Source organism: Herbiconiux sp. J20-20, assembly GCF_057365085.1.
This window is the reverse complement of the sequence record NZ_CP195122.1, coordinates 961754-985423: the sequence shown is the minus strand read 5'-3', so window position 1 is coordinate 985423 and position 23670 is coordinate 961754. Positions and strand designations below refer to the sequence as shown.

20 protein-coding genes are annotated in these 23670 nt (G+C 71.6%); 11 read left to right on the top strand and 9 right to left on the bottom strand.

What is annotated here, in order from left to right:
- Window positions 1-20 precede the first annotated feature (20 nt).
- The 5 genes from ACR3ZA_RS04760 to ACR3ZA_RS04740 all read right to left on the bottom strand — a co-directional run bounded on the left by ACR3ZA_RS04760 (window position 21) and on the right by ACR3ZA_RS04740 (window position 4899).
- The gene (locus tag ACR3ZA_RS04760) at window positions 21-767 is read right to left on the bottom strand and encodes an SDR family oxidoreductase (RefSeq protein ID WP_473660660.1); all 747 of its coding nucleotides are present in this window, start codon (window positions 765-767) and stop codon (window positions 21-23) included.
- A gap of 47 nt (window positions 768-814) precedes the next feature.
- Window positions 815-1987 carry a substrate-binding domain-containing protein gene (locus ACR3ZA_RS04755; RefSeq protein ID WP_473660658.1) on the bottom strand — a complete coding sequence of 391 codons (1173 nt, stop codon included), beginning with the start codon at window positions 1985-1987 and terminating at the stop codon, window positions 815-817.
- 64 nt (window positions 1988-2051) lie between these two features.
- A complete protein-coding gene (locus ACR3ZA_RS04750; protein ID WP_473660656.1) occupies window positions 2052-2876 on the bottom strand; it encodes an ABC transporter permease subunit in 825 nt (274 codons plus the stop codon).
- Entirely contained in the window at window positions 2873-3646 is a 774-nt protein-coding gene (locus tag ACR3ZA_RS04745) for an ATP-binding cassette domain-containing protein (RefSeq protein ID WP_473660654.1), read from the bottom strand. The genes ACR3ZA_RS04750 and ACR3ZA_RS04745 overlap by 4 nt, the downstream gene beginning before the upstream one ends.
- Window positions 3647-3648: 2 nt before the next feature.
- On the bottom strand, window positions 3649-4899 hold the full coding sequence (locus ACR3ZA_RS04740) for an amidohydrolase family protein (protein ID WP_473660652.1): 1251 nt from the start codon (window positions 4897-4899) through the stop codon (window positions 3649-3651).
- A 208-nt stretch (window positions 4900-5107) separates the two neighbouring features.
- Here ACR3ZA_RS04740 and ACR3ZA_RS04735 point away from each other — a divergent pair, with 208 nt between their 5' ends.
- Together ACR3ZA_RS04735 and ACR3ZA_RS04730 are read left to right on the top strand one after the other, a co-directional pair.
- A complete protein-coding gene (locus ACR3ZA_RS04735; RefSeq protein ID WP_473660650.1) occupies window positions 5108-5710 on the top strand; it encodes a helix-turn-helix domain-containing protein in 603 nt (200 codons plus the stop codon).
- A 35-nt stretch (window positions 5711-5745) separates the two neighbouring features.
- Window positions 5746-6705, top strand: a complete 960-nt coding sequence (locus ACR3ZA_RS04730; RefSeq protein WP_473660648.1) for a 2Fe-2S iron-sulfur cluster-binding protein — start codon at window positions 5746-5748, stop codon at window positions 6703-6705.
- A gap of 169 nt (window positions 6706-6874) precedes the next feature.
- Here ACR3ZA_RS04730 and ACR3ZA_RS04725 read toward each other — a convergent pair whose 3' ends face one another.
- Window positions 6875-8170: an amidohydrolase family protein gene (locus ACR3ZA_RS04725; protein WP_473660646.1), complete on the bottom strand. Its 1296-nt coding sequence runs from the start codon at window positions 8168-8170 to the stop codon at window positions 6875-6877.
- 38 nt (window positions 8171-8208) lie between these two features.
- On the opposite strand from ACR3ZA_RS04725, the gene ACR3ZA_RS04720 reads away from it, so the two are divergent.
- Window positions 8209-9177 (top strand): XdhC family protein, encoded by a 969-nt coding sequence (locus ACR3ZA_RS04720; RefSeq protein WP_473660644.1) that lies wholly within the window; start codon window positions 8209-8211, stop codon window positions 9175-9177.
- A 266-nt stretch (window positions 9178-9443) separates the two neighbouring features.
- On the opposite strand, the gene ACR3ZA_RS04715 is transcribed toward ACR3ZA_RS04720, so the two are convergent.
- Both ACR3ZA_RS04715 and ACR3ZA_RS04710 read right to left on the bottom strand, forming a co-directional pair.
- On the bottom strand, window positions 9444-12131 hold the full coding sequence (locus ACR3ZA_RS04715; RefSeq protein WP_473662280.1) for a molybdopterin cofactor-binding domain-containing protein: 2688 nt from the start codon (window positions 12129-12131) through the stop codon (window positions 9444-9446).
- Between the two features lie 2 nt (window positions 12132-12133).
- A complete protein-coding gene (locus ACR3ZA_RS04710) occupies window positions 12134-12976 on the bottom strand; it encodes an FAD binding domain-containing protein (RefSeq protein WP_473660642.1) in 843 nt (280 codons plus the stop codon).
- Window positions 12977-13032: 56 nt separating this feature from the next.
- On the opposite strand from ACR3ZA_RS04710, the gene ACR3ZA_RS04705 reads away from it, so the two are divergent.
- Together ACR3ZA_RS04705 and ACR3ZA_RS04700 are read left to right on the top strand one after the other, a co-directional pair.
- Window positions 13033-13542, top strand: a complete 510-nt coding sequence (locus tag ACR3ZA_RS04705; RefSeq protein ID WP_473660640.1) for a hypothetical protein — start codon at window positions 13033-13035, stop codon at window positions 13540-13542.
- On the top strand, window positions 13539-13844 hold the full coding sequence (locus ACR3ZA_RS04700; protein WP_473660638.1) for a hypothetical protein: 306 nt from the start codon (window positions 13539-13541) through the stop codon (window positions 13842-13844). Before ACR3ZA_RS04705 ends, ACR3ZA_RS04700 begins: the two co-directional genes overlap by 4 nt.
- Here the strand turns inward: ACR3ZA_RS04700 and ACR3ZA_RS04695 are convergent.
- Window positions 13837-16650, bottom strand: a complete 2814-nt coding sequence (locus ACR3ZA_RS04695; RefSeq protein WP_473660636.1) for an FAD-linked oxidase C-terminal domain-containing protein — start codon at window positions 16648-16650, stop codon at window positions 13837-13839. The genes ACR3ZA_RS04700 and ACR3ZA_RS04695 overlap by 8 nt on opposite strands.
- A gap of 49 nt (window positions 16651-16699) precedes the next feature.
- Here ACR3ZA_RS04695 and ACR3ZA_RS04690 point away from each other — a divergent pair, with 49 nt between their 5' ends.
- The 6 genes from ACR3ZA_RS04690 to ACR3ZA_RS04665 all read left to right on the top strand — a co-directional run bounded on the left by ACR3ZA_RS04690 (window position 16700) and on the right by ACR3ZA_RS04665 (window position 23598).
- Complete coding sequence (locus ACR3ZA_RS04690) at window positions 16700-17350, top strand: FCD domain-containing protein (RefSeq protein WP_473660634.1); 651 nt, start codon at window positions 16700-16702, stop codon at window positions 17348-17350.
- A gap of 76 nt (window positions 17351-17426) precedes the next feature.
- Complete coding sequence (locus ACR3ZA_RS04685) at window positions 17427-18698, top strand: RuBisCO large subunit C-terminal-like domain-containing protein (protein WP_473660632.1); 1272 nt, start codon at window positions 17427-17429, stop codon at window positions 18696-18698.
- On the top strand, window positions 18698-19933 hold the full coding sequence (locus tag ACR3ZA_RS04680) for a four-carbon acid sugar kinase family protein (RefSeq protein ID WP_473660631.1): 1236 nt from the start codon (window positions 18698-18700) through the stop codon (window positions 19931-19933). The genes ACR3ZA_RS04685 and ACR3ZA_RS04680 overlap by 1 nt, the downstream gene beginning before the upstream one ends.
- A gap of 13 nt (window positions 19934-19946) precedes the next feature.
- On the top strand, window positions 19947-21941 hold the full coding sequence (locus tag ACR3ZA_RS04675) for a beta-L-arabinofuranosidase domain-containing protein (RefSeq protein WP_473660629.1): 1995 nt from the start codon (window positions 19947-19949) through the stop codon (window positions 21939-21941).
- Window positions 21942-21970: 29 nt separating this feature from the next.
- On the top strand, window positions 21971-22621 hold the full coding sequence (locus ACR3ZA_RS04670) for an aspartate/glutamate racemase family protein (protein ID WP_473660627.1): 651 nt from the start codon (window positions 21971-21973) through the stop codon (window positions 22619-22621).
- An 8-nt stretch (window positions 22622-22629) separates the two neighbouring features.
- The gene (locus tag ACR3ZA_RS04665) at window positions 22630-23598 is read left to right on the top strand and encodes a sugar-binding domain-containing protein (RefSeq protein ID WP_473660625.1); all 969 of its coding nucleotides are present in this window, start codon (window positions 22630-22632) and stop codon (window positions 23596-23598) included.
- Window positions 23599-23670 lie beyond the last annotated feature (72 nt).

Here is a 23670-nt window from a genome sequence, read left to right as displayed (position 1 = left end):
GGTGGTTCCTTTCGGTGCTGCTAGTGCATCACCATGCCGCCCGTGACATTCAGGGCTTGGCCGGTGAGGTAGGAGGCCTCGGCGGAGGCGAGGAAGAGCGCCAGGCTCGCGACGTCGTCGGGCACACCGAGTCGGCCGAGCGGGGAGTAGCTCGTCCACTCGGCGATCTGCTCCTCGGTGCGGGTGGCGGCGCCCATCTCGGTGAGGATGTAACCGGGGCAGATCGAGTTCGCGCGGATGCCGTGCTCGCCCCATTCGAGGGCGGCGGCGCGCGTGAGGGCGACGACGGCTGCCTTCGATGCGGCGTAGTGGCCCTCCATGGCGCCGCCCTTCTTGGCGGCCATGCTGGCGAGGTTGATGATCGATCCGCCGGTGCCTGCGTCGATCATGCTGCGTGCGGCCGACTGCATCGTCGTGAGCATCGCGCGGGTGTTGATGGAGAACATGGTGTTCCAGTCCTCGACCGTGATGTCGAGAAGCGGAATGAGCTTGAAGATGCCGGCGCTGTTGACGAGGACGTCGACGCCCCCGAGCGCCGCGAGCGCCTCATCCATCGCCCGCGTGATGTCGTCGGGCTTCAGGAGGTCGACCTCGATGAAGCGGCCGCCGATTGCGGCGGCGTGGGCGGTGCCCTCCGGCACCAGCCGGTCGAGGATGCAGACGTCTGCACCCTCGACCGCGAGGCGGGCCGCGATGGCACCGCCGATGCCACGGGCTCCCCCGGTGACGACGACTCGGGATCCCGAGAGTCGGGGAGTGGTCGTCACCGAGGGAGCGTTCATGGCGTTGTGCTGTGTTTCTTGTTCGGTGGAGCTCAGAAGCCGATCGACGGGTCGATGAACGAGTCGTCGAACATGACATCGGCCGTCAGGTCGGTGACGATGCCCTTCTCCTCGTCAGCGCCGTACATCTCGGTGGCGATGTCGATGAGCGACTGCAGACGCTCCGGGTCGATGTTTCCGACGATGTCGTCGTGACCGTTGCCGGCCAGACCGAGCTCGAGCTGAGCGGCGACCGAGAACTCGGCAACCTCGGCGCTGTACACCCAGAAGGTGTTGTAGGCCTCGACGGCGTCCAGGATGAGCGCGTTGGTCTCAACCGGGTCGGCGTAGTAGTCGACCGCGGCCTGCTGCAGCACCGGCACGAGGGCGGTGAGGCAGTCGGCGTACTCGGTGATCGTCTCCGGCTTGACCGAGACGACGGCCGGGTACTTCGGGTAGCCCGCGTCGTTGATCAGCTCGAACGCGACCGGCTTGCCCCAGGCAGCGATCTCGTTCTCGTAGATGTACGGCTCGGCCGAGGCGAAGCCCTGCTGTGCGATCGTTCCGCCGGCACCGACGAACACGTCGGGCGCGCCGTCGTAGGTGGAGTCGATCTGGTCGGCCGACAGCACTCCGGTCGACACGAAGTAGTCGATGTAGTAGCCGCCGGGGAAGACGCGCACGGGCACGTCGGCCTCGCCGAGGTCAGCGATGGTCTCGACCTCGGGGAGCGTCTCCGGGTCCCACATGATCATCTGCGGGTCCTTCTCGAGCGGCGCGAAGACGCCGACCGTCGGGTAGGTGCCCGAGTGCACAACGGCCTCGTCCGAGCCGACGTAGCCGGCGAAGATGTCGTCCTCGGCGTACAGCATGCCGTCGGGCTGGAGGAAGTCGGGACGCGCCGATCCACCGGAGACGATCGTGATGTCGACACCGGTGTACTCGCCGCTGGCCACCAGCGGGCCGGTCACCGAGTACTCGCTGGCCGCCTCGAAGGTCGGGTTGTCGCCGACGAGCTCGTACAGGTGGCCGTGCTCGGCCTCGGGGAACCAGTCAGTCGCGATCTTGATGTCGGCAGGGCAACCGGCCGCAGCGAGGTCGATCGAGCCGATGGTGAGTTCGCTGGTCTCCTCCGTCGGGGTCGCCTCGGTCGCGCAGCCGGCAAGGGCGAGCGACGAGATGGCGACTCCGGCGACAACGACACCGCGGGTGCGGGTGATTCGCATGGGTACTCCTTCGAGATGTGGTGTGGTGCAGTGGATGGTGCGGGGTGGTGCTAGGACCTCGGGGTTAGCCGAAGTCGTACCATCGGCCAACCGCGAGTCGCGCGATCAGACCGAAGACGAGGAAGACGACGACGCCGAGCAGCGAGGCGAGCAGCACCGAGGCGAAGAGCTCGTCGGTCTGCAGGCGTGCCTGGTAGCGGCGGATCAGGGCGCCGATGCCGATGACGCCCTGCTGGAAGAAGAAGTCGCCGACGACCGCGCCGACGACCGAGAGGCCGGCCGAGATCCGCAGACCAGCGAAGATCGCGGGGGAGGCGGCAGGCAGCTGCAGCTTGGTGAGCACCACCCAGCGGGTTGCCTTCTGCAGTTGGAACAGCTCGCGGTGGCTGCGATCGACCGACTGCAGGCCGAAGTAGGTGTTCGACACCATCGGGAACAGGGCGATGAGCAGACAGACCACGCTGCGGGCGTAGAAGCCGTCGTCGATCCAGAAGGCGATCAGCGGCGTGATGGCGAGAATCGGGATGCTCTGCAGCACCACTGCGTACGGGTAGGTCGAGCGCTCGATCCACTTCGCCTGGCTCATCGCGATCGCCCACACGATGCCGATGACGGCCGCGAGCAGGAGACCGAAGAGCGTGGTCTGCAGGGTGACGCCGAGTCCGGCGAAGATCTCTTCGCGGGTCGAGTCGCGCAGGAACACGCCGAGCACCTGGTGCGGCGGCGGCAGGATGAAGCTGCGCTGCCCGAGCGAGGCCGAGATGGCGTACCAGAGGCCGAGCACCCCGGCGAAGACCAGGACGGGGGGACCCCAGATGCCGATCTTCGCGGGGCCGGCGCTGCGGCCGGAGGTGACGCGCGGGGCGACCGCGGTGGATTCGGCGCTCATGAGTGTGCTCCTCGGAGTGCGTGAGAGACCTTGCCGACGAGTTCGGCGAATTCGCCCGTGAACCGGATCTCCGGGTCGCGCGGCATGTCGAAGGGGACCTCGAACTCGTCGACGATCGTGCCGGGGCGGCCCGACATGACGATGACGCGGGTCGAGAGGTACACGGCCTCGGAGACCGAGTGGGTGATGAACAGTCCGCCGAACTGCTTCTCGGCGAAGAGCTTGATGAGCTCGTCGTTGAGACGCTCGCGGGTGATCTCGTCGAGCGCGCCGAACGGCTCATCGAAGAGGAACAGCTCCGGCTCGAGGGTGAGTGAGCGTGCGAGCGAGGTGCGCATCCGCATGCCGCCGGAGAGCTGCTTCGGCAGGTGCTTCTCGAAGCCGCTCAGGCCGACCAGGTCGATCGCCTCCTGGGCCTTCTTGCGCCGAACCGCCATCGTGTCCCACTGCAGCTCGGCGAGCAGTTCGACGTTCGCCATGACGTTGCGCCACGGCAGCAGCGTCGCGTCCTGGAACACGTAGCCGATGCGGTCGGTGCTCAGCGTGGCGGTGCCGTCGCTTGCGCTCTCCAGACCGGACGCGATGCGCAGCAGCGTGCTCTTGCCGCAGCCCGAGGGGCCGACGACCGTCACGAACTCGCCGGGGCGCACCTTCAGATCGACGGAGTGCAGGGCGACCGTGCCGTTCGGGAACGTCATCTCGACGTTCTCGAAGTCGAGCAGCGGCTCGCCCGTCGCGGTCGGGGTCGGGCTGGGGTTTGTTTGCGCCATGACTATCGCGCTCCCGTCGGGGTCAGGTGGGCAGAGGGGACGGCAACGTCGGTGGAGACGGTGGTGCGCGCGACGAGGCGACCGCGGTGGATCACCAGGCGCTCGGCAGAGGCCTCGGCGACGACCTCGGGCAGGCTCGCGCCGCGCACGGCCAGCAGCTCGGCGGCAGCACCGACGGTCACGCCCGCGGTCGGCAGCGCGAGCACCTCGCGGGCGCCCTCACTCACCGCCGTCCAGGCCTCATCGACGGTGAGATGTCCGGCGGTCACGAGCAGCATCGCGGTCTCGAACGGGTCGGAGCGGCCGAGCGGGTTGAAGGGGTCGCGCACATTGTCGGCGCCAGCGGCGAAGCGGGCCTTCGCATCCACCAGGGCGCGCACCGCGGTGAGGCCGCGCGGGGTGGCGACGTCGTCGCCCCAGCCCTGCAGGTAGAGGTTCGTGATCGGGTTGGCGATGACGCCGATGCCGGCCGCGACGACGGCGCTCACCAGCCCGTCGCGCTCGGTCGCCGGCAGAGTGCCGAGGCGCACGCAGTGACCGGCTGAGGTGTTCTGGGTCCAGGTCGCCACGATGCGGGCGTACTCGCCGAGCGTGACCGCGCCGTCGAGGCTCTCGTCGGTGTGCAGGTCGACCGGCAGTCCGCGGCGCTCGGCGATCGCGAGCAGTCGACGCAGGTCGTCCAGCGGCTCGGGGGCGAGGTGCGGGGCGCCGCCCACGACATCGACGCCCGCATCCAGCGCTGCTTCGACCGCCGCGCTGTCGATGTCGGGTCCCGGCAGGGCGACGATCTCAATGTCGATCAGGTCGGCGAGCTCGTCGCGAACCCGCAGCAGCGCGTGCACGCCGCGCAGCGGCTCGTCGCCGAGCAGGATGTCGACGTGGGTGCGGATCGCGGTCGTGCCCTTGGCGAGCATCGCGAGCGCCTGCGTGCGGGCCCGCGCGGCGACATCCGCGACCGTCATGGTGGCCGCGTAGGCGCGCCACGACTCGATGGCCAGCTCCAGGTCGCCCATCGGAGGGCGGATGGCATCCCACGAGCGCGTCTTGTCGAGGTGGGCGTGCGGTTCGGCCGCCGCCGTCAGAAGCAGGAAGCCGTCGAGGTCGAGCACCGTCGAGGCGTCTGCCGGAACAGGAGCGGTGCCGGCGGGAAGGATGTCAGCGACCGTCGCGCCCTCGATCACGACATCGACCTGCTGACCGTCGGCAAGGCGCGCGCGTCGCAGCAAGGCGATCGGTGCAGGCAGCAGGCTCACGGGTCAGGTCTCCTCAGGGGGAAGTCGGAGGCCGCGTCGACGCCGATGGCGAGCGGGGGAAATGTTGATAGCTTCAACATGCTTCAAGTTAGGGTCGGCGCGTTTCCGTTGCGTAACGCGGCAGTTTCGCCGTGTTAACTCAGGCTCGCTCAGTTCGTGGCGGCGCCGCGGGCTGTGGTACCCCTTGCTGGAGCAGAGAGGAGGAGCCGTGTCGTCGATCGAGACCGCGCCGACGTCCGGACCGGACGTTCAGGCCGAACGAATCGGGGGACGCATCCGGCAGCTGCGCCACGCGCGCGGGCTGACGCTCGTGCAGCTGGCCGACCGGGCCGCCCTCTCGCACCCGTTCCTCTCGCAGCTGGAGCGCGGGCGTGCCCGCCCCAGCATCTCGTCGTTGGAGAAGATCGCCCGCGCGCTCGGGTCGAGCCAGGTCGAACTCCTGGCAGGTGCCGGCGACGCCGAAGGCGATGCCGACGCCCCCGTGTCGCTCGTCCGATCGGTCGGAGGGACCCGCGGGCACTACGCCGAAGGTGAGGCGCGGATGCTCGTCACCGGTGATTCCGCCCGCTTCCACCCGATGATGGTCACCGGATCCAACCCCGAATTCGGCGATGCCTTCGAGCACGCCGAAGACGAGTTCCTGCACGTCGTCGACGGCCGCATCGAGATCGATCTGGGCGAGCGCGGCACCTTCCAACTCGGCGAGGGAGACTCGCTGTACTACGTGGGCGGCACGCCGCACCGCTGGCGCTCGCTCGCCGACGGCGGCTACCGCCTGTTCATCGTGAAAGAGCACCCCGCGACGCTCTGAGTCGCTGCACCATCGCACACCCCTGAGAGGCACCTATGTCACGCCCCCGCGCCGCCGACGCCGAGGTCACCGTCGTTTCCCGAGTCGCGGCGACCGAGTCGGTCGCTCTGCTCGAGCTCGCGTCCGTCGACGGCGCCCCTCTTCCGACGTGGGAGCCCGGCGCCCACATCGACGTGCTGATGCCCTCGGGGCTCGTGCGGCAGTATTCGCTGTGCGGCGACCCGACCGCGGCGAACTGGCGGATCGCGGTGCTGCGCGAGGAGGCCAGTCGAGGCGGATCCGAGTGGATCTGCTCCTCCGTCGACGAGGGCGCCGTGCTGCGCCTCGCCGGGCCGCGCAACCACTTCTCGTTCGCGCCGAGCGCCGGCGCCCCGGTCCTGTTCTTCGCGGCCGGCATCGGCGTCACCCCGATCGCGCCGATGGCGGCGGCCGCCGCGGCGGCGGGGCTCGACTACCAGGTGCACTACTCGGGTCCCACCCGTGAGCGGATGGCGCTGCTCGACGAACTCGAGGGGCTGCACGGTGAGCGACTCGTCGCGCACGTGTCGAGCGAGGGAACGCGGGTCGACCTCGCGGCCGTGCTCGGCTCGGCGTCGGCGGGCACCGTCGTCTACGCCTGCGGTCCGGGGGAGTATCTCGACGCCGTGTCGGCCGCCGCGACGGAGGCGGGGCTCGAGCTGCACCTCGAGCACTTCGAGGCCGTCGAGGCCGCCGCTCCCGTGTGGGAGGGCTCCTTCGAGGTCGAGCTGGCCCTCACCGGGGTGACGGTCGAGGTGCCGCCGGGGCGCAGCATCCTCGAAGTCGCGGAAGAGAACGGAGCCTTCGTGCTCTCGTCGTGCACCGAGGGCACGTGCGGCACCTGCGAGACCCCCGTGCTCGAGGGCGAGATCGACCACCGCGACTCGATCCTCACGCCGCAGGAGCGGGCGCGCGGAGACGTGATGTACGTCTGCGTCTCACGGGCGGCCTGCCCGAAGCTCGTCCTCGAGCTCTAGCGCCCTCGGGCGCCTTACGCCCGCGCGCTCTCCGCCCAGTGTGTCGTTTCTCCGGAGGTTTTCCCCGCGCGCCCCGGAAGCACGGGGCATCAGGTTGGGCGCGCGGCAGTTTCTCCGGAGAAACGACACACTGCGGTGTGGGGCGGGGGAGCAGGGCGGGGTGTGCGGGTCAGGCCGTGAACTCGCGCACGGCTGCGGCGAGGGCCGCGGGGTCGCCGGTGACCAGCTCGTAGTCGCGCACCACGACGCGTCCGGCGACGATCACGTGACGTGGTCGTCGGCCGGGGTTCGCCCACAGCAGGCCGGCCACCGGATCGGCGACGCCGGCATCCGCGACCCCGGAGACATCCCAGACGCAGAGATCGGCGGCGGCGCCCGGGCGCAGGTGCCCGAGCTCGTCGCGTCCGAGGCCGGCGGCGGATCCGGCGGTCGCCATCGCGATCACCTCGCGGGCCGGAAGCTGGTCGCCGACGAGACCCGAGACCTGCATCGCCAGGCGCGCGTCGGCGAGCAGGTGACCCGCATCGTTCGAGCCGCCGCCGCTCGTGCCGAGACCGACGGTGATGCCCGCATCGCGCAGGCGCGCGACGGGGGCGATTCCCCAGCCCATCGGCACGTCGCAGCCGGGCGCGTGCGTGGCGGTGACGCCCGCCGCAGCGAGCCGCGCGATCTCGTCGTCGGTCACGTCGCACAGGTGCGCGAGCGTCACGTCGGCGGCGAGCCAGCCCCACTCCTCGAGCAGGTCGAGCGGGCGCGCGCCGTACTTCTCGATCGCGATCGCCACATCGACCTGCTCATTCGCCTGGGTGCGGCGGCGCAGGCCGTGCCGCGCCGCCACCTCGCCGAGCAGCTCGAAGGTCTCGCGCGAGTCGCTGTGCACCCCCGCCGGTCCGATGGCGAGCTGCAGCATCCCGTCGTCCGACAGGCCACCGGATGCCTCCGGCAGCAGCGCCTGCACGATCGCCTCCGCGCTCGCCGCGGCCTCGTTCGGGTCGTCGCGCGCGGCGCCGCGCACGAACACGAGTCGACCGCCCAGCTCGCGCGCCGCCTCGGCGGTCGCGCGGGCGAGCTCGACGGTCTGGTCGGTCGGCATGCCCGCGGGCCAGCTCAGGTGGTGGTCGGCGACCGTGGTCACCCCGAAGAGCAGCCCCTCGGCGACTCCGACCGACGCGGCCGCCCGCATGAGTTCGGGAGTGATGCCGACACGGGAATATGCCGCGGCCATCGTGGGCAGCCACTGCGCCATCGGCACCCCGCGCGTGCCCGGCAGGGTGCGGAACGCCGACTGCATCAGGTGATGGTGCGCGTTGACCAAGCCGGGCGTGACGACGCATCCGGAGACGTCGAGCGTTTCACCGGCGGGCTCGGTTCCTGGTTCGGCGACGACCGCGCCGTCCAGAACGAGCTCGCCGCTCGACTCGGTGGCGGCGTCGTGCAGGATCGCGGTCGCGTTGATCAGAATCACGAAACGATCCTGACATCCGAATGTGTCACGCTGATGTCGTGCTTGAGCTCGCGGATCGCCTCCTCGCCCGGCTGCACGCCGGCCGCGAGCTCGTCGTGGCGACCGTGGTCGGCGTCGACGGGTCCGCGCCGCGCACCCTCGGCACCTCGATGGCATGGGACGGGGAGCGCGTCATCGGCTCGATCGCGGGCGGCTGCGTCGAAGGCGCCGTGCTCGACGTCGCCGACCGCGTCCTGGATGACGGCGTGACGCGCGTCATCGAGTTCGGCGTCCCCGACGACGGTGCGGCGGGGGAGCTGGCGCTCGAGGCGGGCCTCAGCTGCGGCGGGGCGCTGACCCTGCACCTGGCGCTGCTGAGACCCGAGGATGCGGCACTCGCCGCGTTGGAGCGGGCTGCCGCGGGCGGTTCGTCCCGCATCCGGCTGACCGACGCGGGCTTCGCCGTGGACGAGTGCGAGAGTCTGTTCGTCGACGAGAGGGTTCCGCCCGCGCGACTGGTCATCATCGGCGCGATGGAGTTCTCGGTCGCCCTGTCGGCGGCGGCGCGGCCGCTCGGCTACGCCGTGACGGTGTGCGACCCGCGCGCCGTGTTCATGACCCCGGAGCGCTTCCCCGGTGCCGAGCTCATCGTGCAGTGGCCGACCGAGTTCGTGCGCGGCGCCGAACTCGATGAGCGCAGCGTTGTCTGCCTGCTGAGCCACGACGACCGCTTCGACGCGGAGACCCTGCTGCTCGCCCTGCGCTCAGCCGCGCGCTACGTCGGCGCGATGGGGTCGCGCCGCACGGATGCGCGTCGCCGCGCGCGCCTCGCGGAGCTCGGTGCGAGTGCTGACGAGCTCGAGCGGCTGCACTCGCCGATCGGCCTCGATCTGGGTGCATCCACCCCCGAGGAGACCGCGATCTCGATCCTCGCCGAGGTGCTGCAGTCGCGTGCGGCTGCGAGTGGCCGTCCGCTCACCGAGCTCGACGGCGCCATCCACGCCCGCCCGGCGCAGCCCGCGCGCTGACCCGCACCCCGCGCCCCCAGCGAGCGGTGCGAAAAGTGGGGTGTGGGCGCGCGGGATCGCACGTTTGGCACCGCTCGCGGGGTGTCAGGCGCGCGTGTGGCGCGCGGGCGCGACCGCCCCGTGCGGCGCGCCGGGCGTGCACACTGCCCACGGGTGTGCAGCTTGACGCACGCGAGCGGTGCGAAAAGTGGGGTGTGGGTGCGCGGGATCGCACGTTTGGCACCGCTCGCGGGGTGTCGGGCGTGCGCGCGGCAGGCGCGCGAGCCCTAGGCGCGACCCGCGGCGAGGCGCCAGACGCGGTCGCGCGACATCGGGATCTCGACCGGGCGCACGCCCAGCGCATCGCGGATCGCATTGGCGACCGCGGGGGCGACCGGGTTGTACGGCGCCTCCGACATCGACTTGGCGCCGAGCGGCCCGAGCTCCGAGTGCGTCTCGGCGAAGAGCACCTCGGTGCGCGGCAGGTCGGCGAACTGAGGGATGTGGTAGTTCCGGAACACGTCGGTGGTGATCCGGCCCTCCTCCAGCATGACCTCCTCGTAGAGCGCCGAGCCGTAGGCCTGCGCCGCTCCGCCCTCGATCTGACCGCGCAGCTGCTCCGGGTTCAGCACCGTGCCGGCATCCGCGGCCTGAATCGAGCGCAGGATGCGCACCTCACCGCTGCCGGGATCGACGGCGACGCGCACCCCGTGCACGTTGAACGCGACCGTGCGGGGCGTTCCGTCGTGGGTGGCGGTGGCAACGCGCTCCCCGCCCTCGGCGAGCTGGGCGGCCAGCGCGTTCGCTGCGGCGAAGACGGCCTTGCCCGCGACGACGACGCCGGTCGAGCCGTAGGCCCCGGTGTCGTGCCGCGCGCCGGCGACCGCCGTGTCGGACTGGCGGATGCGCACCCGGTCGGGCGTGGTCCCGAGCGCCGTGGCGGCGAGCTGGCCGTGCACCGTCGTCGTGCCGTTGCCGAACTCGGCGGTGCCGACCTCGACCTCGTAGAGCGCGCCGTCGGGCTGCTCGTTGTCGAGGGCGCGCACGGTCGCCTCGGCGAAGTGCCCGCGCGGGGGGATCGTGGCGATCATGGCGAGGGCGATGCCGTTGCCGATCCGCCAGTCGCGGCCCGCGTCGAGCGAGCGCATGCCGCGGCCGAGCTGGCCGAGCTCCGGGCCGTCCTGATCGAGCGCCGCCTCGACGAGGTCGAGGCACTGGCGCAGCCCGTCGGCGCCGTCGTAGACGACGTCTCCGGAGTCCTCCTCGATCGTGCGGATTGGATCCCCGGGTCGTACGCCGTTGCGCCGGCGCAGCTCGAACGGCGACATGCCGAGCTCGCGGGCGAGCTCGTCCATCGCGGACTCGATGGCGAAGATCACCTGGCCGAGACCGTAGCCGCGGAACGCGCCCGAGGGTGGGTTGTTCGTGTAGACGGACTGCGCATCCACGCGCACGTTGTCGCAGCGGTAGGTCGCCACCGACTCGTGCACCGAGTGGAACATGACCCCGACACCGTGGTTGCCGTAGGCGCCGGTGTCCATGATCTGGTCGATGGCGAGGGCGGTGAGGGTGCCGTCGCGGCGGGCTCCGAGGGTGACCCCGACCCGCATCGGATGCCGGCCCGGCGCGATGCGGAACTCGTCGGTGCGCGTGAACTCGTACTGCACGGCGCGACCGGTCTTCAGCACCGCGAGGGTCACCAGGTCTTCGGTCAGCAGCTCCTGCTTGCCGCCGAAGCCGCCGCCGACGCGGGTGGCGAAGACGCGCACCTTCTCGCGGTCGAGGTCGAAGATGCGGGCGACCTCGTCGCGGATCAGGTACGGCACCTGGGTGGAGGTGCGCAGCACGAGCGTGCCGGTGCGATCCAGCCAGCCGCGGGTCGCGTGCGTCTCGAGGGCGGCGTGCGCGACGCGCGAGGTGAAGAACCGGTCGGAGACGGTGACGTCGGCCTCGGCGAGGGCCGCGTTGACGTCGCCGCGCTCGCCGTGCACCTCGGCGACGGTGTTGCGGGTCGCGTCGGCGATGCGCGACGACGCGGGCTTCTCGGCGTGCAGCAGCGGGGCGCCGGGGGAGCGCGCGTCTTCGGGGTCGAAGACGGCGGGCAGCAGCTCGTACTCGACGTCGATCAGGTCGAGCGCGCGCGTCGCGATGCCGACCGTGTCGGCGACAACCGCGGCGACGCGCTGCCCGTAGTGACGCACCACGGTGTCGAGCACGAGGGTGTCGTCGGGGTCATCGGTGCGCGCCTCATGGCGACCCGTCGAGAACAGCGTTGTCGGCGAGTCCTCGTGGGTGAGCACCGCGTGCACGCCGTCGAGCGCGAGCGCGCGGCGGGCGTCGATCGACAGGATGCGCGCGTGCGCGTGCGGCGAGCCCAGCACCGCGAGGTGCAGCAGGCCGGTCGTCGTCGTGGCGGCGTCGTCCGGGTCGGCGGACTCGCCGATGGCGGCGTCGAGCGTGTACGCCTCGCGCCCGCTCACGACGCGGCGCGCGGCGGGCGGGGCGACGGATCGTCCGGCGGCGGCCCCGCTCGTCACGGTCTCGGTGTTGGCCGTGCCGCACACGGCATCCTCGATCGCACGGTAGCCGGTGCAGCGGCACAGGTTGCCCTTGAGCGCGTTCGGCAGGTCGGCGCGCTGCTCGTCGGTGAGGGCGGAGGCGGTGACCACGAATCCGGCGGTGCAGAACCCGCACTGGAAGCCGCCGGCGGCCACGAAGGCCTCCTGCACGGGGTGCGGATGCTCGGGCGTTCCGAGCCCGGCCGCGGTGGTGACGGTGCTGCCGTCGGCTCGATGGGCCGGGGTGATGCAGGAGTGCATCGGGGTGCCGTCGACGAGCACGCTGCACGCGCCGCAGTCGCCCGCGTCGCAGCCCTTCTTGACGTTGAACACGTCGGCCTCGCGCAGCAGCGTGCGCAGCACCTGCCCGGGGCGCGGCTCCAGCTCGCGCTCCTGACCATCGACGACCACCCGGATGCTCACGGCGCCTCCTCCGCTGTCAGTTCGAGGCGCAGCTCTTCCGCCATCGCGAGGGTGCGCGCGCGGCGCCAGTCGGGGGCGCCGTGCGCGTCGTCGTACCAGCCTTCGCCCGCGGCGACGCTCGCCTCGATCGCGTCGCGCAGCTCGTCGGCGGTGGGAGGCGCGGCGAACCAGACGCGATGCGGGCGGGTGGTGGCGGCGGTGACGGTGGCGACGAAGCTGCCGGCGGCATCCCGGCGCGCGATCACGATCGCGCCCGAACGGCCGAGCGGCGCCAGCGCGGAGCGCCGGAATCCGACGCGGGCGCGCAGCGCGTGGGCGGGAAGGTCGATGCGCCGCAGCACCTCGCCGACGCCGAGAGCGGTCGTGCGGACCCCGGTGACGAACTCGGTGATCGGGAGTCGGCGCTCCCCGCCGTCGGCCTGCCAGATGAGCGCCTCGCCGTCGAGCGCGGAGGTCAGGCTCGTCATGGCGCCCGCGGGCAGTGCCATGCAGACGTTGCCGCCGACGGTGGCGGCGTTCCAGATCTTCCATGAGGCGACGAGCGACTCGGCGGCGCGACGGAACAGCGGGGCCACGCCCGGACCCCACGCGGGGTCGGCGGGGTGCGCGAGCAGCTGCGCGATCGTGCAGGTCGCGGCGACCTGAAGTCCGCCCGCCTCGTCGGCGTCGACGGGCGTCCAGCCGAGGGTCATCAGATCGACGAGCTCCTCCAGGCCGGGCTGCGGTTCGGAGTACAGCCAGGTGCCGCCCGCGAGCGGGCGGACGTGCTCGTTCACGCGCAGGTCGTCGCGCGTGCGGGCGGCGCGCAGGGCGCGCACCTCGATCAGGTCCATGTTCATAGAGTCAACATCACGCGTGTGTCGGATATGTAACGCCGGACCGTGACAATGGGACGGTGAGCACGCGCGATTCCGCCCCCGCCGACGGGGCCGACGACCTGGACGACGAGGCCCTGAGCTGGGCCGGCGATGAGGACCGCGGCGGCATCGCGCCGCGCCGCTCCCGCGCTGCGGCGCCCGACCCCGCGAGCGGCGCTGCCGCGGCGGATCCGACCGACGCGGAGCCGGGCGACGAGGCGGATGCCGAGGAGGCCGCACCGACGCCGAGCAGTCCCGCGCGCACCGCCGCCACGGCGATCTTCGCCGTGCTCTACCTCGCGATCGTGCTCGGCTGGGTGCTCTCGGTGCAGTCCACCTCGTCGGGCTCCTCGGAGCTGTTCGTCGACGTGACCTGGCAGTTCGGCGAGTTCATGGCCTTGGTCGCGGGCGTGCTGTGGTTCGGTGCCGTGCTCACCCTGACGCGCGCCCGCGCGACGCTCGTGCGCGTCGGCTGGTGGGTGCTCGGCGCGGCGATCCTGGTGCCGTGGCCGCTCGTCTTCGTCGTGATCGCGGAGGCCTCCGCATGATTGCCGTCGTGCTCGTCTTCGCAGCGCTGTTCGGGCTCGCCGAGTTCACCGCGATCTCGAATCTGCTGGTGTTGCCCGCCTACTACGAAGTGCTCGGGATCGGCGCCGCGACCCCGTGGCCGCTGCTGATCGCCGGAGTCGCGATCCCCCCGCTGTTCTTCGGGCTCGCGCTGCTCGTGGGCCGTCGCTGCGCCGCGGTGTTCGATCGCGCCCTGATCCTCGCCGTGGCGCTCGCCGCGACGCACGCGCTCGCGCTCAGCGCGGTGTCGCTGGCGAGCGCGATTCAGCCGGCGATCAGCTGAGCGGTCGCGTCACCTCTTCGACCAGTTCCAGCACGTGGCGGTAGGCCCGTCCCGTCGCGCGCGTCATCCCGACCTCGCAGGTGCGGTTCGCCGACACGTGCGCATCGGCGTCGATGGCGCGCACCTCGGCGGCTTCGCGCTCGGTGGCGGAGGCGGTGAGCTCGGGATGCAGCATGCCGCGGTCGCCCGCGAACGCGCAGCATCCCCAGTCGAGCGGCTGGATCACCTCATCGGCGGCGAAGGCGGCGAGCGCGGCGAGGTCGCCGTCGGCGCCGAGCGCGGCGGTCGAACAGGTGCGGTGCACCACCACGCGACCCACGCGCCGCGGTGCGGGCAACCGGTCGAGGAGCTGCCGCGCGAAGGTGGTCGCGTCGACGAACCGCAGCGGAGCTCCCCGTTCACCTGCCGCGTGGCGGAGGGACTCGAGGCCTTCGGTGCAGCTGGCGGCGTCGCAGACGATCGGCAGGCGTCCGCCGTCGCTCGCGGCGAGCAGCGCCGGAATCGCCCGGTCCGCCATCGCGTGGTGGCCGTCGACGAACCCCTTCGACTTCCACGGCGTGCCGCAGCACAGGGACGCGAGACCCTCGGGAATCGCCAGGCCGACCTCGGCGCGGGTGGCGAGACGGAGGAGGGCATCGGTCGCCCCGATGCCGTCGGTCTCAGGGCCGAACATCTCGCCGACGCACGCCGCGAAGAGCACCGCCTCCGGATCACCCGGGGTCCCCGTGAGTCGCCGACGCGCGGGCCCGCCTGCGGGCAGGCCGCCGTCGTAGGCGGGAACGACGTCGCGGCCGAGCAGTGCGCGACCGACCGACGTGACCGCCGAGACGAGGGGCGCCGGCAGTGACGCGGCGAGCGACAGTGCTCTCGATCCGCCGCGGGTGGTCAGGGCCCACCCGCGCTCCGCGGCCGACCAGCCCGCGTTCAGCACGGGGGAGCGCGACTCGGCGCGGAGGCGTCGCACCAGATCGCCGGTGTTGATGTCGACCGGGCATGCGATCGCGCAGAGCCCGTCGACGGCGCACGTGTCGACGCCGTCGAAGTCGTAGTCGTCCCTCAGCTCGGTGACCAGCGCGCGGTCGCCCGCGGCCTCGGCGGTCGCGATGTCGCGACGCAGCGCGATGCGCTGCCGCGGGGTCAGGGTGAGGTCTTTGCTGGGGCAGGTCGGCTCGCAGTAGCCGCACTCGACGCACCGATCGACCTCCGCGTCGACCGTGGGCACGAGCTTCAGGTCGTCGAGGTAGGAGCGCGGCTCGTCCGAGAGCACCACTCCGGGGTTGAGCACTCCGGTCGGGTCGAAGAGCCGCTTGATCTCGCGCATGATCTCGTAGAGCTCGTCGCCGTACTGGCGACGGACGAACGGCGCCATGATGCGACCGGTGCCGTGCTCGGCCTTGAGGGAGCCGCCCTGCCCGAGCACCAGTTCGACCATGTCCTCGGTGAACCGCTCGTAGCGCGCCAGCGACGCGGCGTCGTCGAAGCGCTCATTGAGCAGGAAGTGGATGTTGCCGTCTTTCGCGTGGCCGAAGATGACCGAGCCCTCGTAGCCGTGCAACTCGAACAGCTCGATGAGGCGCTCGCAGGTCGGGAGCAGTCGCTCGACGGGCACCACGATGTCTTCGAGCAGCGCGGTGGTCCCCGAGGGTCGGGCGCCGGCGACAGCCGTGTAGAGCCCCTTCCTGACGTGCCAGAGCGCGGCGCGCTCGGCCGCGTCGGTGGTGAGTGCCGGCTCCGCCACGAGGGGGAGCGATGCGAGCAGCGGTTCCGCGGAGGCCACGGCCGCGGCGAGCGACTCGACCGTCGCGGCGTGGAATTCGACCAGCAGTGCGGTGTGGCTGTCGAGGGCGAGGTCGGTGATCGCGGCCGGGGCATCGGATGCGCGCTGGGCGACGCGGAGCGAGGCCGCATCCATCAGCTCGATCGTCGCCATGCCCGCCTGGACGAGTGCGGGCAGCGCCGCGGTGGCGTCGTGGAGGGTGGGGAAGACGAGCAGGCCCGTGGCGATCTGGGGCTGGATCTCGATCGTGTCGAACACCGCTTCGGCGACGAAGCCGAGCGTGCCTTCGCTGCCGACGATCAGGTGGCTGAGGATGTCGAGCGGCTCGTCGAAGTCGAGCAGGGCGTTGACGCTGTAGCCCATCGTGTTCTTCATCGAGAACAGGTGGCGCACGCGCTCGACATCGGCGGGGGAGCGCTGCAGGCGGGCTCGCAGCGCCCGCAGTCCGTCGTGAAGCTCGGGCTCGGCGGTCCGCAGCGTGTCGTGCGCGGCCGGGTCGGCGGTGTCGAGCACGGTTCCGCTGGGCAGAACGACGGTCATCGAGCGGAGTGTCTGGTACGTGTTCTGCGTGATCCCGCAGGCCATGCCGCTCGAGTTGTTGGCGATCACCCCGCCGATCGTGCACGCGATCTCGCTGGCGGGGTCGGGGCCGAGGCGGTAGCCGTGCCGGCTGAGGTGCGCATTGACCTGCCGCACCGTGGCGCCGGGCTGAACGCGCACGCGCCGGCCGCCGTCGTCGACCTGGATGCGTCGAAAGGCGCTCCGCGTGTCGACGAGCACGCTGTCGGTGACTCCCTGCCCGGAGAGGCTGGTTCCGCCGGAGCGAAAGGTGACGGTGTGACCGGCGCGCCGCGCGGCGGCGAGCACGTGGGCGACCCCGGCGGCGTCGGAGGGCACGACGACGGTGCGGGGAACCAGCAGATAGTGCGAGGCGTCGTGCGCCCGCGCGAAGCGGTCGATCGCACGCTCGGCCACGGTGACGTCGGCTCCGAGCCACTCCGTTGCGGGGGCGGCGGCAGGCGATGACATGGCACTCCTTCGGGCGCGGTCAAAATTGTCTGACAAGTATACTGACGGCATGCCCATGCGCGTCCAGGTGACCGGAATCGTCGATGCCGTTGCGGCCGAACTGCGTGCGCTCGTCCTGGCGGGAGAGCTGGGGCCCGGTCGCGCCGTGACCGAGGCGATCGTCTCGGAGCGCTTCGCGGTAGCGCGGCCGAGCGCCAAGGCGGCGATCGAGAAGCTTGTCGCGGAGGGGCTGCTGGAGCGCTCGGCGCACCGCAGCGCCCGGGTGCCGCGACTCGATGCCGAGGCCGTCCGCGACGTCTACGCGACCCGGCGACGCATCGAGAGCAGTGCCCTGCGCGAACTGGCGGCCCGCCGGTTCGTGCCCGCGGCGGCACGGGCTGCCAACGCCGAGATCGCCGCCCTGGCAGCCCGTGCTCCCGAGCTGATCGTCGACCCCGACATGCGCTTTCACGCGGCGATCGTGGATGCCCTGGAGAGCCCGCGCACCAGCCGGGCCTACTCATCTCTGCTCGGCGAGGTGCGGCTGTGCATGGCGCAGGTGCAGGGGCAGCGGCTGATCCCGGTCGAGCTGATCCACCGTGAGCACGCCGAGGTTCTCGACGCCCTGGAGGCGGGAGACGAGAATCGAGCGATCGAGGTGCTCTCGGCGCATCTGGGGCGGGCCGGCGAACGATTGGCCGAGGCGGCTCGCATCCGGTAATGTGCATGTACATGCGCTGGTGCATGAATACCCAGATCGGGTCGGGCCTCGAAATCGCCCGCGCGAAAGGACTCCGGTGAACGAGATCGTTCGGGCCGTCTACGAGATCGAGACGGCGCTCCCTCTGGAGCAGGTGGCGGCCGTGATGGCGTCCGAGCAGTCCTCGGGAACCTTCGTCGCGATCGCGCGCGAGACCGCCGAGCTGAAGGCCCGCCATGCGGCCCAGGTGGCCGAGATCGTCGAGCTGCCGCCCTCCGGCCGCCCGCCGCTGCCGGGAGCGTCCGGCGACTGGAGCGCTGCGCGTCGCGCGCGCGTGACGATCGAGTTCCCGTTGCGCAACTTCGGCCCCTCGATCCCCAACCTGCTGGCCGCCGTCGCCGGCAACCTCTACGAGATCCGCGAGGCCGGCGCGCTCAAGCTCATCGACCTCGAGCTTCCCGACGCGTTCGCCAAGGTCTACCCGGGCCCCGCCTTCGGCGTCGCCGGCACGCGCCGCCTCGCCCAGTGCGCCAGCGGACCAGTGATCGGCACCATCGTGAAGCCGAGCGTCGGACTCAGCGGCGAGCAGCTCGCGCAACTCGTCACCGAGCTCGCGGAGGCCGGAATCGACTTCATCAAGGACGACGAGCTGCAGGGCGACCCGGCGCACCTTCCCTTCGCTGAGCGGGTGCGCGTCGTCATGGAGGCGCTGCACCGCGTCGCCGACCGCACCGGCAAGCTCCCGATGTACGCCTTCAACCTGACCGGCGAGATCGACGATCTGAAGCGTCGGCACGACCTCGTGCGCGATGCGGGCGGCACGTGCGTGATGGCGGTGATTCCGGCGATCGGGCTCGCGGGTCTCGCGCATCTGCGACGGCACAGCGAGCTGCCGATCCACGGCCATCGCGCGGGATTCGGCGGTCAGTCGCGCTCACCGCAGACCGGCATCGGCTTCCGCGCCTTCCAGGCACTGGCCCGGCTCGCGGGCGCCGACCACCTGCACACTAATGGGGTGGCCAACAAGTTCTACGAGTCCGACAGCGAGGTCCTCGACTCCATCCGCGCCGTCCGCACGCCGCTGCTGGGCGGCTACGAGATGCTGCCGGTGCTCTCCTCCGGTCAGTCGGCGGGGCTGGCCCACGCGACCTATGCCGCCACGGGGACCGATGACCTGCTCGTGCTGGCCGGCGGAGGAATCCACGGCCACCCGGGCGGCTCCGGTGCCGGCGTGCGCGCCATGCGTGAAGCGTGGGATGCCGCGCTGTCGGGGGAGTCGTTGGATTCGCGCGCCGCGGCCGTGCCCGAGCTCGCGGCCGCCGTCGCGACCTTCGGCCGCCTCGACGCGGCGGTGACTGAGGCCCACTGATGCCACGATTCGGGTTCTACGGCGACGACTTCACCGGCTCGGTGGACTCCTTGCTGCAGTTCCGACGCGCGGGGCTCGACGGGGTGCTCGTCACCGACCCCGACGCCGCGCTGCCCGACCCGATCCCCGACGTCGTGGGGATCGCCGGAATCGCCCGGTCGCTTCCGACCGGGTCGATCGACGCCGAGGTGCGGAGTCCGCTGGAGCGACTCCGCAGCCTCGGCGCTGACGTCGTGCAGTACAAGGCGTGCTCGACCGCCGACTCCTCGGCGACGGTCGGAAGCCTCGGGCGGGTTCTCGAGATCGGGCGCGAGGTCTTCGGTGCCCATCCGGTGCCCGTGTCGTTCGCCCAACCCGACTTCGGGCGCTACACCGTGTTCGCGCACCACTTCGCCCGCGACGGCGACGAGATCTTCCGACTCGACCGCCAGCCGACGATGCGCAACCACCCGGTGACGCCGGCCACCGAATCCGATCTGCGCGTGCACCTGCGGGCGCAGACCGAGCTGCCGATCGGCGCCGTGAGCTGGATCGACTACGACGAGCCGGATGCCGTGTCGGCGGCGCTCGCGGGCGAGCTGGGCGCCGTGGTCGTCGATGCCCTGACCGATGCGCACCTGGACGTGGTGGCGCGCGCGATCCTCGCCGCGGGGAATGCGCCGCGCTTCGTTCTCGGCTCCGGCGGCATCAGCGGTGCGCTCGGCCGCGCCGCCCGCGTCGACGAGCGCCTGCCCGCTCTGCCGACGACCGCGTCGCCCGCGTCCGCCCCGGTGCTCGTCCTGAGCGGCAGCGCCTCGACGCGCACGCGGCACCAGCTCGAGCTCGCCGGCTGGCCGGTGCTGGATCTGTTCGCCGACGATGTGGAGGCGCGCGCCGCCGCGGTGCTGCGCGAAGGCGGTGATGTCATCGTCAGCTCGACGCTCGACCCGCGTCGCCAGGTCGCCAGCAGCGAGGTCGAACAACGGCTCGCCGCCGTCGGCGATGCCTGCCTGCGCTCGGCGCGCGTCGGCCGGACGATCGTCTGCGGCGGAGACACCTCGAGCAACGTGCTGCGGCGCCTCGGCATCACGCGGCTCGCGATTCTCGCCCAGCCGTGGGGGAACGCGCCCCTGCTGCGCGGCGGCAGCGATGCGGCGCACCTCGATGGACTCGAACTCGTGCTCAAGGGCGGGCAGGTCGGGCATCCCGGGCTGCTCGCCGACGTCAAGACCGGAACGCCGCTCGCCGCGGCCTGACCCAGAAAGCGCCATGCTCACCGACACCAGCGCCAGCCCCCACGCCGTGATGACCTCGCTCCCCGCCGGGGCGGCGACGATCGCCGGCGACAGCGCGCTCGCCCTGCTGCGCGCGCGCGGGCTCGCCATCACGATCCCCACGATGGGCGACATCCTGTTCGACGCCGAACGCGGGCACGCCTACGAGAATTTCCGCGTCGCATCCGGCGCCAGCGCGGGAACGCACGTCGGCCCCGGATTCGTCGACGGCGACTTCTACAAGTGGCTCGAAGCCGCCAGCGTTGCGGCGTCGCTGGATCCGGACAGCCCGCTCGCCGACTCGCTTCGCGTCGCCGCCGAGGCGATCGCGGAAGCCCAGGAGCCCGACGGGTACCTCCAGACCAAGACGCGGATCGCGCAGTCGGAGGGCCTGGACCGCGTCCGCTTCGAGCGGCCGATGGATTTTGAGACCTACAACACCGGTCACCTGATGACGCTCGCGGCCATCCACTACCGAGCGCACGGCGACGACAGCTTCCTCCAGATCGCGCGCCGGGTGGCTGACTACCTGATCCGGGTGGCCGACGAGAACCCGGAGTGGCTCTCGCACTGCAACATCTGTCCCGCCCACTACATGGGCGCGGTCGAGCTGTATCGCACCACCCGCGACGAGAAGTACCTGCACCTGGCGGGCCGGCTGCTCGAGCTGCACGGCGGCAAGGGAGCCGCGGGCACCGACGACAATCAGGACGTGATCGCGGTGCGCGAGCAGCGGCAGGCCGTCGGCCACGCAGTCCGGGCGAACTACCTCTACGCCGGCATGGCCGACTACGCGCTCGAGACCGGCGACCAGGAGCTGCGCACGGCGCTCGACAGCATCTGGAACGACCTGGTCGGCTCGAAGCTCGCCGTCACCGGCGGCGTCGGGGCGCTCTACGACGGCGCCTCGCCCGATGCCGGCCTCAACTACTGGACGATCACGCGCACGCATCAGGCCTACGGTCGGCCGTACCAGCTGCCGATGGTGACCGCCTACAACGAGTCGTGCGCCTCACTCGGCTTCGTGTTCTGGGCATGGCGGATGCTCACCCTCACCGGGGACTCGCGCTACGCCGACGAGATCGAGCGGGTGCTGTTCAACGCGCTCCCGGCGATGATCGGCACCGACGCCGAGACCTACTTCTACACCAACCCGCTGCGTCAGGTGCGCGATCTGCCGTTCCCGATGCGCCGCCCGGGCGACCCCGCGGGGTCGCAGCCGCCGCCCTCCCACGAACGGCACCGGCAGGCGTTCATGAAGGGCAGCTTCTGCTGCCCGCCGAACATCGCGCGGGTGCTCGCCGAGCTGCCCTACTACGGCTACTCCGAGAACGGGCGCGATGTCTGGGTGCACCAGTTCGTGCCCGGCACCGCCCGCGTGCGGATCGGCGGGGTCGCCGCGACGCTCGAGCAGACGACGTCCTACCCCGCCGAGGGCACCGTCACCCTCCGCGTGCGCAGCGACGCACCGACCCTGGGGGCGCTCCGCATCCGGATCCCCGGCTGGGCGGGGCGTGCGCGCATCACCGTCGCGGGCGAGGAGGTGTCGCGCGTGGAGCGCGGATACGCCGTGATCGAGCGGGAATGGAGCGACGACGTCGTCGCGATCGAGTTCGACATCGCCCCGCGCCTGCTGGCCGCGCATCCGCTGGTCGAAGAGGCCACCGGACAGGTCTGCGTCGTGCGGGGCCCGATCGTCTATGCCCTCGAGTCGGCCGACCTTCCGGCGCACGTCAGCGTCACCTCGGTGGGGCTGCCGCACGACATCGCCTGGACCCTCGAGCGCGGAGACGGGGAATTCGCCGGTCACACGATGCTGCGCGGAACGGTGGCGCTCCTCCCGGTGCCCGCACCGACCACCGGCGTCCCGCTGTACGCCGAGTTCGACGCCACCGACCCGAGCCCGCTCGAGATCCGGCTGGTGCCGTACGCCGTCTGGGGAAACCGGGGCCCCGGCGAGATGACCGTCTGGATGCCCGTCCTGCGCTGATCGGGACAGAACGAGAGAAGAGAGACCCCATGACCCGCATCGCCATGCTGCACACCGGAGCCGTCGTCATCCCGACGTTCTCCGCGCTCGCCACCGAGCACCTTCCGGGCGTCGAGATCCAGCACCTCCTCGACTCGACGATCGTCGGCGACCTGGGCGGCGGGGCCGGCCACGATCAGATCGCCCAGCGGCTCTCGGCGCTCGGCCGGGCGGCTAAGGCCTCCGGGGCCGAAGCCGTCGTCTTCACGTGCTCCTCGATCTCGGGCTACGCGGCCGAGGTCGCCGCAGACATCGGCCTGCCGGTGCTCCGCATCGACGAGGCGATGGCCGACGAAGCCGTCGCTGCCGGAGCGCGGATCGGAGTCGTGGCCACGCTCGAGACCACGCTGCGGCCCACGGCGGCGCTGCTGCGCGAACGCGCCGAACTCGCCGGACGCGAGGCGGAGCTGGCCGAGGTTGTCGTGGCCGGTGCCTTCGATGCGGTGGTCGCCGGCGATCGTGCGCGACACGACGAACTGGTGGGCGCGGCGCTCGTCGAGCTCGCCTCGCGCACCGACGTCATCGTGCTCGCGCAGGCCTCCATGGCCTCGGCCGCCGCCGCCGTCGAGGTGCCGGTTCCGGTGCTCACAAGTCCCGAACGGGGTGTTCGTCGGGTGGCGGACGCCGTGCGTGCTCGATAATCGCTGATGTGAACGATCGACTATCGGGTGCCCCCGGCGGCAAGATGGCGCTGCTCGTCAAAGCCGCACGGATGTACCACGAGGAGGGCATCCTGCAGCCCGAGATCGCCGATCGCCTCGGCGTCTCGCAGTCCCGGGTGTCCCGGCTGCTGAAGGAGGCCCAGCGGCTCGGGGTGGTGCGCACGGTGGTCGTGTCCCCGCCCGGACTGCATATCGAACTCGAGCGCGCCGTGCGCGAGCGGCTTCAGCTGCGCGATGTGGTGGTCGCCGAATCCGCTTCGGATGACGACGCGGTCGTGCTCTCGGCGATCGGTGCGGCCGCCGCCGCCTACCTCGAAGAGACGGTGCGCTCCCACGAGCGCATCGGCATCTCCTCGCGGTCGGCATCGCTGATGGCCGTCGTCGAGACGCTCTCTCCGACCACGGGGCGAGCCGAGACGGTCGTCCAGACTCTCGGCGCCGTCGGAAATCCGGCGATGCGAGCCCAGGCGACGCGTCTCGCCGACCGGCTCGCCGAGCTGACGGGCGCCGCGGCGATCTACCTGCCCTCGCCCGGCGTCGTCACGAGCGGCGTCGTGCGCGACGGACTGCTCTCCGATCCCGCGCTCGCCGAAGCGGTCGACGCGTGGGGCGAGCTGACCCTGCTTCTCACCGGAATCGGCGCGCTGCGCTCGTCGCCCATGCGCACCTCGTGGGGCAGCGCGATCTCGAGCGACGACCTCGCCCGCCTGGACGGGCTGCACGCCGTGGGCGACGTCTGCCTGAACTTCTTTGATGCCGAGGGCAACGTGGTCGACGGCGGCCTGCGCGAGCGCATCGTCGGCATCGGTCCCGAGGAGCTTCGCGCGGTGCCCCGGCGCGTCGGTGTGGCGGGCGGATCGCTGAAAGACGACGCGATTCGCGCCGCGGCGCTCGGGGGCTGGATCGACGTCCTGATCACCGACCAGCACACGGCGCGTCGGCTTCTGGAGCTCTAGCGCGGAACACGGGCACGCGGCGGCTCACGCGTCCACTAAACTCGGTACCGCCGCGCCCGCCATCGCCGAGGC

Excerpts from the sequence above, each read along its gene's own strand:
- ACR3ZA_RS04755 (WP_473660658.1), bottom strand. The coding sequence starts at position 1,987 with ATGCGAATCACCCGCACCCGCGGTGTCGTTGTCGCCGGAGTCGCCATC.
- ACR3ZA_RS04750 (WP_473660656.1), bottom strand. The coding sequence starts at position 2,876 with ATGAGCGCCGAATCCACCGCGGTCGCCCCGCGCGTCACCTCCGGCCGC.
- ACR3ZA_RS04745 (WP_473660654.1), bottom strand. The coding sequence starts at position 3,646 with ATGGCGCAAACAAACCCCAGCCCGACCCCGACCGCGACGGGCGAGCCG.
- ACR3ZA_RS04730 (WP_473660648.1), top strand. The coding sequence starts at position 5,746 with ATGTCACGCCCCCGCGCCGCCGACGCCGAGGTCACCGTCGTTTCCCGA.
- ACR3ZA_RS04710 (WP_473660642.1), bottom strand. The coding sequence starts at position 12,976 with ATGAACATGGACCTGATCGAGGTGCGCGCCCTGCGCGCCGCCCGCACG.
- ACR3ZA_RS04700 (WP_473660638.1), top strand. The coding sequence starts at position 13,539 with ATGATTGCCGTCGTGCTCGTCTTCGCAGCGCTGTTCGGGCTCGCCGAG.
- ACR3ZA_RS04695 (WP_473660636.1), bottom strand. The coding sequence starts at position 16,650 with ATGTCATCGCCTGCCGCCGCCCCCGCAACGGAGTGGCTCGGAGCCGAC.
- ACR3ZA_RS04690 (WP_473660634.1), top strand. The coding sequence starts at position 16,700 with ATGCCCATGCGCGTCCAGGTGACCGGAATCGTCGATGCCGTTGCGGCC.
- ACR3ZA_RS04680 (WP_473660631.1), top strand. The coding sequence starts at position 18,698 with ATGCCACGATTCGGGTTCTACGGCGACGACTTCACCGGCTCGGTGGAC.
- ACR3ZA_RS04675 (WP_473660629.1), top strand. The coding sequence starts at position 19,947 with ATGCTCACCGACACCAGCGCCAGCCCCCACGCCGTGATGACCTCGCTC.
- ACR3ZA_RS04670 (WP_473660627.1), top strand. The coding sequence starts at position 21,971 with ATGACCCGCATCGCCATGCTGCACACCGGAGCCGTCGTCATCCCGACG.